At 71.0% G+C, this 13,032-nt stretch carries 13 protein-coding genes (1 of these 13 cut by a window edge); 10 read left to right on the top strand and 3 right to left on the bottom strand.

From position 1 onward, the window contains the following. The 6 genes from ACZ6SA_RS15530 to ACZ6SA_RS15555 all read left to right on the top strand — a co-directional run. A protein-coding gene (locus ACZ6SA_RS15530; RefSeq protein ID WP_465828444.1) for a flavin-containing monooxygenase crosses the window boundary here: on the top strand, positions 1–1,122 show its 3' portion. It extends 123 nt beyond the left edge of the window; 1,122 of the gene's 1,245 nt are visible here — the last part of the coding sequence; the start codon falls outside the window, past its left edge; it ends in the stop codon at positions 1,120–1,122. Positions 1,123–1,215: 93 nt separating this feature from the next. Then, the gene (locus ACZ6SA_RS15535) at positions 1,216–1,365 is read left to right on the top strand and encodes a hypothetical protein (protein ID WP_347642420.1); all 150 of its coding nucleotides are present in this window, start codon (positions 1,216–1,218) and stop codon (positions 1,363–1,365) included. 25 nt (positions 1,366–1,390) lie between these two features. Further along, positions 1,391–2,797 (top strand): FAD-dependent oxidoreductase, encoded by a 1,407-nt coding sequence (locus tag ACZ6SA_RS15540; RefSeq protein ID WP_465828445.1) that lies wholly within the window; start codon positions 1,391–1,393, stop codon positions 2,795–2,797. A gap of 100 nt (positions 2,798–2,897) precedes the next feature. Further along, positions 2,898–4,127 (top strand): MFS transporter, encoded by a 1,230-nt coding sequence (locus ACZ6SA_RS15545; protein WP_347642418.1) that lies wholly within the window; start codon positions 2,898–2,900, stop codon positions 4,125–4,127. A 32-nt stretch (positions 4,128–4,159) separates the two neighbouring features. After that, the gene (locus ACZ6SA_RS15550; protein ID WP_347642417.1) at positions 4,160–4,543 is read left to right on the top strand and encodes a metalloregulator ArsR/SmtB family transcription factor; all 384 of its coding nucleotides are present in this window, start codon (positions 4,160–4,162) and stop codon (positions 4,541–4,543) included. After that, positions 4,540–5,607 (top strand): ArsO family NAD(P)H-dependent flavin-containing monooxygenase, encoded by a 1,068-nt coding sequence (locus tag ACZ6SA_RS15555; protein WP_347642416.1) that lies wholly within the window; start codon positions 4,540–4,542, stop codon positions 5,605–5,607. Before ACZ6SA_RS15550 ends, ACZ6SA_RS15555 begins: the two co-directional genes overlap by 4 nt. 53 nt (positions 5,608–5,660) lie before the next feature. Here ACZ6SA_RS15555 and ACZ6SA_RS15560 read toward each other — a convergent pair whose 3' ends face one another. Then, positions 5,661–7,127: a SulP family inorganic anion transporter gene (locus tag ACZ6SA_RS15560; RefSeq protein WP_465828629.1), complete on the bottom strand. Its 1,467-nt coding sequence runs from the start codon at positions 7,125–7,127 to the stop codon at positions 5,661–5,663. Between the two features lie 575 nt (positions 7,128–7,702). Between ACZ6SA_RS15560 and ACZ6SA_RS15565 the strand changes: the two genes are divergently transcribed. Further along, positions 7,703–8,119 (top strand): MerR family transcriptional regulator, encoded by a 417-nt coding sequence (locus ACZ6SA_RS15565; protein WP_465828447.1) that lies wholly within the window; start codon positions 7,703–7,705, stop codon positions 8,117–8,119. Between the two features lie 88 nt (positions 8,120–8,207). Here ACZ6SA_RS15565 and ACZ6SA_RS15570 read toward each other — a convergent pair whose 3' ends face one another. Beyond that, the gene (locus ACZ6SA_RS15570) at positions 8,208–9,416 is read right to left on the bottom strand and encodes a cytochrome P450 (RefSeq protein WP_465828449.1); all 1,209 of its coding nucleotides are present in this window, start codon (positions 9,414–9,416) and stop codon (positions 8,208–8,210) included. Positions 9,417–9,535: 119 nt separating this feature from the next. Here ACZ6SA_RS15570 and ACZ6SA_RS15575 point away from each other — a divergent pair, with 119 nt between their 5' ends. Beyond that, entirely contained in the window at positions 9,536–10,177 is a 642-nt protein-coding gene (locus tag ACZ6SA_RS15575; protein ID WP_465828451.1) for a TetR/AcrR family transcriptional regulator, read from the top strand. Positions 10,178–10,234: 57 nt separating this feature from the next. On the opposite strand, the gene ACZ6SA_RS15580 is transcribed toward ACZ6SA_RS15575, so the two are convergent. Continuing rightward, positions 10,235–11,014, bottom strand: coding sequence for a DeoR/GlpR family DNA-binding transcription regulator (locus tag ACZ6SA_RS15580; protein ID WP_347642412.1), 780 nt, complete (start codon positions 11,012–11,014; stop codon positions 10,235–10,237). Positions 11,015–11,152: 138 nt separating this feature from the next. On the opposite strand from ACZ6SA_RS15580, the gene ACZ6SA_RS15585 reads away from it, so the two are divergent. Both ACZ6SA_RS15585 and ACZ6SA_RS15590 read left to right on the top strand, forming a co-directional pair. Beyond that, the gene (locus tag ACZ6SA_RS15585) at positions 11,153–12,133 is read left to right on the top strand and encodes a carbohydrate ABC transporter permease (protein WP_465828453.1); all 981 of its coding nucleotides are present in this window, start codon (positions 11,153–11,155) and stop codon (positions 12,131–12,133) included. Beyond that, positions 12,133–13,005 carry a carbohydrate ABC transporter permease gene (locus ACZ6SA_RS15590; protein ID WP_465828454.1) on the top strand — a complete coding sequence of 291 codons (873 nt, stop codon included), beginning with the start codon at positions 12,133–12,135 and terminating at the stop codon, positions 13,003–13,005. Before ACZ6SA_RS15585 ends, ACZ6SA_RS15590 begins: the two co-directional genes overlap by 1 nt. Positions 13,006–13,032 lie beyond the last annotated feature (27 nt).

A 13,032-nucleotide genomic window follows, 5' to 3' on the forward strand; every position in this document is an offset into this window, starting at 1 on the left:
GTGTGGGAAGAAAAAGAAAAAAGGAAGCACCTCCCCCGGCCAACACACACCCCCCCCCCCCCCCCCCCCGCCCGCTTCGCCCCCCCCCCCCCCCCCCCCCCCCCCCACGCCGTCCGCGACGCCGGCCTCACCCCGCTCGTCCTGGAGGCCGGCGACCGGCCGGCCGGCTCCTGGCCCGGCTACTACAACAGCCTCACCCTGTTCTCGCCCGCCCGCTTCAGCGCCATGCCCGGCCTGGACTTCCCCGGCGATCCCGACCGCTACCCCCGCCGCGACGAGGTCGCCGACCACCTGCAGAGATATGCCGCCGGCCTGGACGTGGAGATCCGCACCGGCACGCGGGTGCAGGCGGTGGAGCGAGACGGCCGGGCGTTCGTCGTGCGCACCGCCGACGGCCAGGAGGTGAGGGCCGGCGGCGTGGTGGCCGCCAGCGGCTCCTTCTCCCGGCCCGTTCGTCCCGCCTGGCCGGGCCAGGACGGCTTCACCGGCCAGGTGCTGCACGTGGCCGACTACCGCGACCCGAGAGACCTGGCCGGGCTGCGCGTCGTGGTGGTGGGCGGCGGCAACTCCGCCGTCCAGGTGGCCTACGAGCTGGGCGAGGTCGCGCGGGTGAGCATCGCCTCGCGCCGGCCGCTGGCCTTCCTGCCCCAGCGGCGCGACGGCCACGACGTGCACCACTGGCTGACCAGCAGCGGATTCGACGACCTGCCGCCCGAATGGCTGATCCACAGCGTGCGGCAGACGCTGGTGATGGACACCGGCGACTACCGCGCCGCGCTCGAGTCCGGCCGGCTGGAGCGGCGGGAGATGTTCACGGGCTTCGACGGCGACGCCGTCGTCTGGCAGGGCGGCGAGCGCGAACCGGTGGACGTCGTCCTGCTGGCCACCGGCTATCTGCCGAGCCTGGACTACCTGCGCCCGCTCGGCGCCCTCACCCCCGAAGGCCTGCCCGTGCACCAGGGCGGCGTCTCCACAGTGCTGCCCGGGCTGGTCTATCTGGGGCTGGAGTTCCAGCGCTCGTTCGCCTCCAACACGCTGCGCGGCGTCAGCCGGGACGCAGCCTACGTCGTCGGCCCGCTGGCCGCTCACGTGCGGGACGCCCCCGCGCAGGCCGGCCTCTGACCATCTGCTTCGACGCTCGGCTAATTTGACAATCCTCTAATCAGCGGAGCATGATGGCCACTGGTTAGATGAACTTCTATTCAGGAGGTGGCGATGCGCGCTCTGTTCACCCTCCCGCGCCGGAGCGCCTCGCCCACCTCGGACGTCATCTTCGACGCCAGGGCCGCTCAGGCGTGCGACACCACCCGCCGCGCCGGTGCCGCCGGCGAGCGCGCCCTTACCTACAGCCTGTCGTACCGTTAACCCGCCCCCTGCATGGAGAGCAGTCATGAGCAACAGTTGCTGTGGCACCACCACCATCGAGATCGAGCAGTTCACCACCCCTCAGCAGACCGGCGCGCTGCCGGTCGTCGTGATCGGCGCCGGTCCGGTCGGCCTGGCCGCCGCCGCCCATCTGGCCGAGCGCGGCATCGACTTCCTGATCCTGGAGGCGGGCGACCAGGTCGCCGCCTCGGTCGCGCAGTGGGGACACGTGCGCGTGTTCAGCCCGTGGAAGTACAACATCGACGCCGCCGCCCGCCGCCTGCTGGAGGACGGCGGCTGGACCGCTCCGGACGGCGAGTGGCTCCCCACCGGCGCCGAGCTCATCGATGACTACCTCGCCCCCTTGGCCGAGCTGTTCGGCGACAGGGTGCGCCTCGGCGTGAAGGTCACCGCGATCAGCCGCCTCGGTTACGACCGCGTGCGCACGGCAGGTCGCGAGGAGGTGCCGTTCCTGATCCGCATAGAGAGCGGCGAAGAGCTGCGGGCGCGGGCGATCGTCGACGCGTCCGGCACCTACACCAGTCCGAACGTGCTCGGGGCGAGCGGCCTGCCCGCGCATGGCGAGGGTGCGGTGTTCGTCGACCACGCCCTGCCCGACGTGCTCGGCGCGGACCGTGACCGCTACGAGGGCAGGCACACGCTGGTGGTCGGGGCTGGGCACTCGGCCGCCACCACCCTGCTGGCCCTGGCCGAGCTGCCGGACACGCGGATCACCTGGGCGATCCGCGGCGGCAGCGCGAGCCGCACGTATGGCGGCGGCGACGCCGACGCGCTCCCGGCCCGCGGGGCACTGGGCACGCGGCTTCGTGCTCACGTCGAATCCGGCCGCATCACCCTGCTGACCGGTTTCTTCACCCATCGCGTGAACGCCACGGCGGAAGGCGTCGAGGTGGTCAGCCGCGACCCGTCCGGGCACGAGCAGAGCGTGACGGCGGACCGCATCATCAGCGCGACCGGCTACCGCCCCGACCACTCCATCGCCTCCGAACTGCGTCTCGACCTCGACCCGGTCCTCGGCTCCACCCGGCAGTTGGCACCGCTGATCGACCCCAACCAGCACTCCTGCGGCACCGTCCCGCCGCACGGCGCGGACGCGCTCGCGCACCCGGAGCCCGGCTACTACGCGGTCGGCGTCAAGAGCTACGGCCGCGCCCCCACGTTCCTCATGGCCACCGGGTACGAGCAGGTCCGCTCCGTGGTCGCCGCCCTGGCCGGCGACTGGGAGGCCGCCCGCGACGTCCAGCTCGACCTGCCGGAGACCGGCGTGTGCTCCTCCAACCTCGCCGAAGCCCAGGAGCAGCGCGTCGGCCTGGCCACCGGCATCAGCGGCGGGCTGCTGTCCGCCCCGCTCCCGCTCGCCACGGTGGGCGCCACCGCCCCGGCGGAGTCCGGCGGCGGCTGCTGCGGCTGAAGGGAACGCTGAGCATGTCCGACGGACACCCCACCGGCAACGGCGCGTGGGCGGCGACCGCCGGCGGGCGGGGGTCCATGTCCTGCTCCAGCGAGCGCGCGTGAGCGCCACAGCCGGCAGCGCCGTCCCCGCCGTCGGGGGCGGCGCTCCGTCGCGCGGCAGGTCGGTGGTGGCCGCGCTGGCCGTCACCCAGACCATCGGCTACGGCGTGCTCTACTACGCCTTCTCCGTCTTCCTCGCCCCGATGGCCCGCGACCTGCGCGCCACCAGCGCCCAGGTCGCCGCCGCCCTCACCCTGTCCGTCCTGATCGCGGCCCTGTGCGCGCCGCTGGTCGGCCGGTGGCTGGACGCCCGGGGCGGGCGCGCCCTGATGACCGCCGGGTCGTTGCTGGGCACCGGAGCGGTGCTGGCCTGGTCCAGGGTCGAGAGCCTGCCGCAGCTGTACGCGGTGTTCGCCGCCATCGGCGTCGCCTGCTCCATGGTGTTGTACGAGGCCGCCTTCGCCGTCATCGTCTCGATCTTCGCCGGCGACGAGCGCGGCCGGGCGAACGGGCTGCTGGCGCTGACCGTCGTCGCCGGGTTCGCCTCCTCGATCTTCCTGCCGCTCACCGGCCTGCTCGTCGACCGCCATGGCTGGCGTACCGCGCTGGTCCTCCTCGCCCTGATCTACGGCGTGGCGGCGATCCCGCTGCACGCGTTCGTCGTGCGCCGTCGCACCGTGACCGGCAGGGCGGAGGCGTCCGCCGCGGCCGAGGAGCGGGCGGGGATCGTCGGAGAGGCGACCCGTGGCAGGCCGTTCTGGCTGCTGGTGATCGCCTTCACCGCCAGCGGCGGCGCAGTCGCCGTCATGGCCGTGCTGCTCATCACCTATCTCATCCACCTCGGGCACTCGCCCGTCCTGGCCGCCACCCTGGCCGGGCTGCTGGGCGTGCTGTCGGTGACCGGCCGGGTGATCATCACCGGCCTGCGGACCCGCCTGCCCGCCGCCCTCATCGCCGCCGTGATCTTCGCCCTGCAGGGGGTCGCCGCGGTGCTCCTGCCGCTGATCGGGCACACCGTGACGGGCGCGATCGGTGCGGTGCTGCTGTTCGGGCTCGGCTTCGGCATCGCCTCCGTCACCCTGCCGCACCTGCTGGTCGAACGCTACGGCACCGCCGCCTACGCCTCCCTGGCCGGCCGGATCGCCGTCTTCTCCGTCTCGGACAAGGCCCTGGCTCCCCTCGGCGCGGTCGCGCTCGCCCAGGCCGCCGGGTACGGGTGGGTGATGGGCGCGGTGTCCGCGGCGTGCGCGATGGCGGCGTTCGCGCTGCTCGCCTACCACCGCCTATGATTTAGACCGGCATCGAATTAAGGAGTAGCGTCATGGCCGCCCCCGTAACCATCCAGTGCTGCGCGCCCATCGCCCGCGAGCCGCTCTCCGAGAACGACGCCGCCGAGCTGGCCGCGCTGCTCAAGGCGGTCGCCGATCCGGTGCGGCTGCGCCTGCTGTCGATGATCGGCTCGCACGCCGGCGGCGAGGCATGCGTCTGCGACCTGACCGACGCCTTCGACCTGACCGCCCCCACGATCTCCCACCACCTCAAGGTCCTGCGCACCGCCGGGCTGATCGACGGCGAACGCCGCGGCACCTGGGTCTACTACCGCATCATCCCTGAGGTGGTGAACAAGCTTGGAGCGCTGTTCGCCCCGCTCGCCGCGACGGCTTCGGCCTGCGGTTCGGTGGACGTGGAACCCCTCACCGTATGACTGCGGCACCGCGGCCGGCCGATGTCGTGATCATAGGGGCCGGGCAGGCGGGGCTGGCTGCCGGCTACCACCTGCGGCGAGCAGGCGCCGACTTCGTCATCCTGGACGCCCAGCAGGTCCCCGGCGGCGCCTGGCAGCACGCCTGGCCGTCACTGCGGCTTTTCTCGCCCGCGCAGTACAGCTCTCTGCCCGGCCGCATGATGCCGATCCCGGCCGGCGGAGGCTATCCGGACGCCGCCCATGTCGTCGCCTACCTCACCGACTACGAGCAGCGCTACCGGCTGCCGATCATCCGCCCCGCCACGGTGCGGACCGTGCGACGCGCCGGCGCGCGGCTCGCCGTCGAGAGCTCTGCCGGCACCTGGCACGCCCGCATCGTCGTCAGCGCCACGGGCACCTGGTGGCGCCCCTTCGTGCCGCACTACCCCGGCATGCGCGACTTCCGCGGAGAGCAGGTGCACACGGCCGGCTACCGCGGCCCCGAGCCTTTCCACGGCCGCAGGGTACTGGTCGTCGGCGGCGGCAACTCCGCCGCGCAGATCCTCGCCGAGCTCTCCCAGGTCGCCCGGACCACCTGGGCGACGCTGCGCCCGCCCCGGCTGCTGCCCGACGAGGTCGACGGCCGCGCCCTGTTCGACCTGGCCACCCGCCGCCACCGGGCCACCTTGGCCGGGCAGCACCCCGTAGGCGCCGGCGGCATCGCAGACCTGGGCGACATCGTCGCCGTCGCGCCTGTTCGGGAAGCCCGCGACCGCGGTGCGCTCAAGGCCGAGCCGATGTTCTCGGGCATCACCACCACCGGGGTGGCGTGGGCCGACGGCAGCACCGCGGCCTTCGACGCGATCCTGTGGTGCACGGGCTTTCGGCCCGCCCTCGCCCACCTGGCCCCGCTGCGGCTGCGCGGCCCCAGCGGCCTGATCGGCACCGACGGCACCCGAGCCCTGGCCGAACCGCGCCTGCACCTGCTCGGCTACGGCGACTGGACCGGTCCCGCCTCGGCCACCCTCATCGGCGCCGGCCGCACCGCCCGGCGGCTGGCCGGCGAGATCACCGCCCAGTTGTAGGGCACGACGGCGGCTCCGTGGCAGGACGGGCCGGTGCGGGAGCGGCGTGGGCGTCAGTGGCTGCCGGACAGTTCGCCGGACAAGGTGGCGTGCATCTTGGCGCTGGCCTGGTTCAGCCCGATGATCCGCACGGTCTTGCCGCGGGCGGCGTACTTGGACTCGACGGCGTCCAGGGCGGCCACGGAGGAGGCATCCCAGATGTGGGCGTCGGTCAGGTCGATGACCACGTCGTCGGGGTCTTCCGCGTAGTCGAACTGGGAGACCAGGTCGTTGCTGGAGGCGAAGAACAGCTCACCGGTGACGGCGTAGACAACCTGGCCGCCGTCCGGGTCGATGACGGCGGAGACCTGGGCCAGGTGCGCGACGCGGCGGGCGAAGATGATCAGGCCTGTCAGGGAGCCGACGACCACGCCGATGGCCAGGTTGTGCGTGGCGACCACGACGGCGACCGTGATCACCATGACGGTGATCTCGCCGGCGGGCAGCCGCCTGAGCGTGGCGGGGGCGACGGAGTGCCAGTCGAACGTGCCGAACGAGACCAGGATCATGACGGCGACCAGGGCGGCCATCGGGATCTGCGACACCCAGGGGCCGAAGACGATGCACAGCACCATGAGCATGACGCCGGCGGTGAAGGTGGACAGCCGGGTGCGGGCGCCGTTCTTCACGTTGATCATGGTCTGGCCGATCATGGCGCAGCCTCCCATGCCGCCGAAGAAGCCGGTGACGATGTTGGCGATGCCCTGGCCGATGGACTCGCGGGTCTTGGAGGAGCGGGTGTCGGTGATGTCGTCGACCAGTTTGGCGGTCATCAGCGACTCCATCAGCCCGACCAGGGCGAAGGCCAGCGCGTACGGGGCGAGGAGGGTCAGGGTGTCCAGGGTGAAGGGCACGTCGGGCAGGCCGGGCACGGGCAGCGCGGACGGCAGCGCACCGCGGTCGCCCACGGTCGGCACGGCCAGCGCGGCACCGACGGTGATGGCGGTCAGCGCGGCGATGGACACCAGCGGAGCCGGGACCGCCCTGGTCAGCCGGGGGAAGAACACCATCAGCGCCAGCCCGGCGGCCACCAGCGGATACACCGTCCACGGCACGTCGACCAGTTCGGGCACCTGCGCCATGAAGATCAGGATGGCCAGGGCGTTGACGAAGCCGACCATGACGCTGCGCGGCACGAACCGCATCAGCCTGGCCACGCCGAGCGCGCCGAGCGCGACCTGGACGAGGCCGCCGAGGATGACGGTGGCGATCAGGTGGCCGAGGCCGTATTCGCGCGCCAGCGGCGCGACGACCAGCGCGATCGCGCCGGTGGCGGCCGAGATCATGGCGGGGCGGCCGCCGGCGACGGCGATGACGACCGCCATGGTGAAGGAGGCGAACAGGCCGACGCTGGGGTCCACCCCGGCGATGATGGAGAACGAGATCGCCTCGGGGATGAGGGCGAGCGCGACGACCAGGCCGGACAGGATCTCGGTACGGGCCACCGAGGGTGTCAGCCAGGCCGGGCGGCCGGGCCGCAGGCGCCCGGCCGGGGAAGCAGACGGGCGGGCGGGCACAGGGGAACTGGGCAACAGACGTCCTTCAACATGGATCGGCCCCGCACGGGCCGGCGGGCGACACGCCACCAGGCACGGTGGCAGCGGGTGAGGGAGCGGCCGGGCAGAGGGCCGCCCGCCGTCGATTCGGGCAACTCGCGGTGCGTGCCCCGAATCAGAGGCGGGCGGCAGGCCGGGGGATGCGGGCGGTGCTATCGCAGGCGGGTCACGGCGGGAAGCAGGCGGTGGCGATCAAGGACATGCGCGCGTCGATGTTCCTTACCGTGTGAGGAAGGGGCGCTCGGATGGCGCCGATGCAGGTCGTCGGGCCGGCGATGTGCCAGAGTGAAGGGCTGCCCGGTCTGCGCCGAGACATCCGGCTTGGCTCGCCCATGGACGACTCTACCCTAACGTTAGGGTAGAGATTCGGCGGAGAGCGGGCGTGGCTACCCGTACCGCCCTACCAGCTGAGCAGTGAGGTCGTGCAGAAGATGGACGGACCGGCGCTTTCCGCCACCGGAGGCGAAGTCCCGGCTTCGCCGGACGGTGGCCGAGATCACATGCACATCGGGCAGGTGGCGGCGCGAACCGGGCTGTCACTGCGGACCATCCGGCACTACGACGAGGTGGGGCTCGTGCGGCCCTCGGCGCGCAGCCAGGGCGGCTTCCGCCTCTACACCGAGGCCGACGTCGCCCGGCTGATGGTGATCCGCCGGATGAAACCGCTCGGCTTCACCCTGGAGGAGATGGGCGAGCTGCTGTCCATCACCGACCGGCTCGACGCCAGCGGCGCGACGGCCCCGGAGGCGGCCGAGCGCGAGCAGATGCTGGCCCGGCTCGGCCACTTCGAGCAGGCCACCCGCGAGCGCTGTGAAGCCTTGCGCGCACAGCTGAGCAAGGCCGAGGAGTTCGCCGCCGACCTGCGGCGCCGCGCCGGCCAGCTGACCGGCGGCCGGGCTGACCAGGGGCCGGGCTGACCTGACCGGTGGCCTCGAGGACGGCGGCAGGACGTCATCGGGCAGATCCGTGCGGTCCGGCTGACGACACCGCGGCGCCCGGCAGGTGTCACCAGGTCACGGGCAAGGAGGTCACGCCTCCCGTCAGCGTCGGGCGCACTTCGAGGTCGTCGAGTTCCGCTGCCAGGCGCAACTCCGGGAGCCGTCGGGCCAGGGTCGCGAACACGATCCGCAGTTCGATGCGTGCCAGGCTGGCACCGATGCAGAAATGCGCGCCGTGCCCGAAACCCAGGTGTCCCTGCTCACGGCCGGGGGCGAACCGCTCGGCCTCGGCGTAGACCTCGGGATCGCGGTTCGCGGCGTTGATCGACAAGATCACCGCGTCTCCACGGCGGATGGTGACCCCGGCGGCCTCCACGTCGGTGCGAGCGTAGCGGAGCAGTCCGAGATCGCCTGGAGCTCCCAGCCGCATGATCTCTTCGACGCAGGCGTCGGTGCGCCCGGCAGGATCGGCGACCAGGCTCTTCCACGCGTCGGGACGGGTCAGCAGGAACAACGTCCCGAGGCCGATGCGGTTGACCGTGGTTTCATGGCCGGCGAACAGCAGCCCGACACACAGCCTGACCATGTCCGCGTAGGTGAACCCCGCATCCTCGCTCTGCGCCACGACCAGGTCGGAGATCACGTCTTCCCCCGGCTGCGCCCGCTTGGCTTCCGCCAGGCCGGTCATGTAGCCGGAGAACTCCCTGCGTGCCGCCTGCGCATCTTGCTGGTCTGTCACCCCTGCCATCCGCTCGGACAACGAGCGGAACCGTTCCCCGTCGTTCTCCGGCACGCCGAGCAGGCGGCAGATCACCGCCACCGGCAGCGGGAGCGCCACGCCGGCATGCAGGTCGACCACCCCGTCCGGTGCCGCGTCGTGCGCCCGGACGAGGTCGTCGACGTAGCCGTCAACCAGGTGCTGAACGTGTCCGGAGAGCATCCGCATCCGCTTGGCCGAGAACGCCGGCGTCAGCAACCGCCGCATCCGCGTGTGGTCGGCTTCCTCCGTCTCGTAGGAGCCTGTGGGCCCGTCCTGTATGGCCGCGGTGCTGATGCGCGCGGCCTTGTCCGGCTCCGGGTGTGACCTGCCCAGGCGCTTGTCGCTCAGCAGTTGCCGGACCTCGCTGTATCGCGTCACCAGCCAGGCGGGATCGCCGGCCGGGGTGGTGACCGGGGTGATGGGCGCCTCCCGGCGTAGCACCTCGTACAGCGGGGAAAGATCGAGGACGTTCGGGCGGGGGAACGGCAGGTGCGGTCGTTCAGAGGTCACGGTCATGGTTCTCTCCTAAGCCGACGGAAGCCGTTACGGACCCTAACACGTTTATGGCACTAACTGCCAATAACCTCGATGGGGTAGTCTCCCAGCACACTCATCAGGCATCGAGGGCGGTAGCAGTGACTTCTGGGCGCGGCGGCACGGCCAACCTCGGGGGGCGCCCGCCACTCAGCGACGAGGCCCGGCGCCGGCAGGGTCTGAAGATCTCCCGGGCGGCGGTCCTGCTCTTCCGGGAACACGGGGTCGCGGGCACCTCCGGAGCACAGATCGCCAGGGCGGCCGGCGTCTCCGAGCGCACCCTGTGGCGGCTGTTCCGCACCAAGGAAAGCTGTGTCGAGCCCCTGCTGACCAAGTCGCTTGACGCCTTCCGCGAGGTGTTACGGACCTGGCCGGCCGACCGCGATCTGCCCGACCATCTGCGCGCGAACTACACCTTCGTGCCGGAGGACTCCCGCGCCGACATCGACGACCTGCTCGCGGTGGTTCGCATGAGCCGCAGCGAGCCCGCCCTGCGCGCCGCATGGCTCGTGCTCCAGGAGCGCGCGGAACCGACCCTGGCCGACGTCCTCTCCGGCCGTCTCGGGCTGGCGCCGGACACGCCGGAGGTCCGGCTCGCCGCCGCGACCATGAACGCCGCCCTGCGCCTGGTCACTGACGACTTCGCCTGGGCCACCGCCAACGGCGTCACCGCCGACGAGGTCACCCGGCACCGCAAACGCCTGGCCGACACGCTCCGCGCGTACACGTCCCGCATGCTCTAGCGGGAGACCTTCCCGCCTGTCCGGCTACGGCACGCCGTTGATCGCACACTTCGGAATCTAGACGCGCAGCACCCTGGGGCCGGATGCGCCGTAGCGCTGCGCGGTGGCTCGGGACAGCTGCTTGCCGGTGATGACCCAGGCCAGCTGCCCGATGTCGGCGAACTTGGCGAAGCTGGCCACGCCGAACCGGGTGTGCTCGCACACCAGCACGGTCTGGCGGGCCGCCTGGATCGCCGCCGTCTTGGCCTGCGCCACGGCCGGGTCAGGAGTGGTCAGCCCACGGTCGATCGACAGCCCGTTGGTGCCCATGAACGCCAGGTCGACATTCAGCTCTGCGAGCATCGCCGTCGCCCATCGATCGACGGTGCCCATGGTCGTCGTTCGTAGCCGGCCGCCGACGATGATGACGTCGTGGTCGGTCTGGCTGCAGAGTTCGGCGGCGATGGTCACGGATCGGGTCACGACGGTCATCCGCTGCAGCCGGCGCATCGGCCCGACCAGATCCTCCGGCAGCGCTCCCTCGTCGAGGAACACCGTGCCGACGTCGGCCATCATGGCGACCGCCGCTTCGGCGATCACCAGCCGTTCCTCGGTCTTGGCCTTGCGCCGGTGCTCCACCGGCGTCTCGTAACGGCCGATGTCGGTGGGGTAGAAGACGCCGTAGGACCGGGCGATCAGCCGCTGCGCCTCAAGCGCCCGCAGGTCCCGGCGCAGCGTCGCGGGCGAGATCGCGAACAGGTCGGCGATGTCGGAGACGACCGCGCGGCCTTCGCTCCGGACATAGCTGAGGATCCGCTGCTGACGATCGAAGGCACGGCCGTGAAACGAGCTCGACATCCTTGCTGACACCCTTGCACATGTGGTGGAAACGTTCGCGCAATGGTCACAGATTTGCCGCCATATGAACAGATTTGAGCACGAGACCGCCAGTAAAGTCTCGACCTGTTCGACCTCGATGCGGATGGGTGGTAGCCCGTGAGCAGTGGAGCAAGCGATCTCGATTCGAGATCAGCACTCTCCGACAGCCCCCGCCAACCGGCCGATGCCGGGGGAACGACGTCCGCGGGGCGGCGCGCCGCGGCCCGCCGCCGCCGGCGCGGGTACCTGCTGTTCGTCGCCTTCGCACTGCCCAACCTGGCGTTGATCGCCGTGTTCTCCTACTGGCCGATCGTCGAGAACGTCTATCTGAGCCTCACCACCTGGGACTTCATCTCGCCGCGGGCCGAGTGGGCCGGCCTGCTCAACTACCAGGCCCTGTTCAGCAGCTGGTCCTTCCCCGAGGTCCTGTTGCGCACGCTGGTGTGGGTGATCGTCCTCGTGGTCGTGACCCTGGTGCTCGGCCTGGCGCTGGCGATGCTGTTCGCGCAGCGCCTCCGGGGCAGCACCGCGGTGCAGACGCTCGCGTTCGCCCCGCACGTGCTGTCCGGGGCGGCGATCGCGACCATCTGGCTGTTCATCTTCGATCCGAATCACGGCCTCAGCCGGCTGGTGTTCGAGGCGTTCGGGACGAGCTCGCCCGCCTGGACGACCGACGACGACTGGGCGCTGTGGGCGTTGATCATCGTGTCCATCTGGAAGGGGCTCGGCTTCGTCGCGATCGTCTACCTGGTGGGCATCCAGCAGATCCCGGCTGAGGTGCTGGAAGCGGCCCGGATCGACGGCGCCGGCCGGTGGACGCAGTTCCGGCGCATGATCTTCCCGCTGCTCTCCCCCACCACCTTCTTCCTGGTGATCACCCAGACGATCTCGGCCTTCCAGGCCTTCGACGTGATCGCCATGATGACCGGCGGCGGACCCGCCCGTTCCACCACCACGTTGAGCTGGTTCATCTACGACGAGGCGTTCAACCGCAGCAACGTCGGTGTCTCCAGCGCGGCTTCCATGATCATGTTCGTGGTGCTGATGGCGATCACCGTGTTGCAGTTCCGATTCGTCGAGCGGAGGGTTCACTACTGATGACGGTCATGCCGGCCGCTGCGGCGACCGGGCCCGCCCCGCGAAAGTCCGGCTCTCGCCGTACACGCTGGTGGGGCGTGCTCTCCCTGGTGATCACGGCCCTGGTCTTCCTGATCCCGCTCTACCTCTTCGTCAGCACGGCGTTCAAGACCAACGCCGACATCAACAGCTGGCCGCTGCGGCTGATCCCGCGATCGCTGACCCTCGAGAACTTCGTCAACGCCTGGACGCTGGCCCCGTTCGACCAGTTCCTGGTCAACTCGGTCGTGGTCGCGGCGATCGGGACGGCGCTCAAGGTGGTGCTGGCCATCTCCACCGCCTACGCCTTCGCCTTCCTGCCGTTCCCGGGAAAGCGCTACCTGTTCATGTTCATGCTCGGCGCGCTGATGGTTCCGGGGCACGTGACCCTCCTGGTGAACTACATCACCGTCGGCCAGATGAACCTGCTGAACACCTATGCCGGCCTGATCCTGCCGGGTGTGGCGTCGGCGTTCGGCACCTTCCTGCTGCACCAGTTCTTCCGGTCGCTCCCGTACGAGGTGCTGGAGGCGGCGCAGCTGGACGGCGCCGGCCACCTGCGCACGATCTTCTCGATCATCGTGCCGATGTCCCGGCCGGCGATCATCACGGTCGGGCTGATCGCCCTGATCGACGAGTGGAACGGCTTCGTCTGGCCGCTGATCGTGACCAACTCGGTCAACATGCGGACGCTGCCGATCGGGCTGCTCTACCTCAAGGAGAACGACGGCATCAACGACTGGGGGGCGCTGATGGCCGGAACCCTGTTCGTCGTCCTGCCGGTGGTGATCGTCTTCCTGCTGGCACAGCGCTACATCGTCGCCGGTCTGGCCGGCAGCGCGGTTCGCCGGTGATCACCATGTGCGTGCGATCCGGTTCGA

Source organism: Nonomuraea sp. NPDC049378 (genome assembly GCF_055586745.1).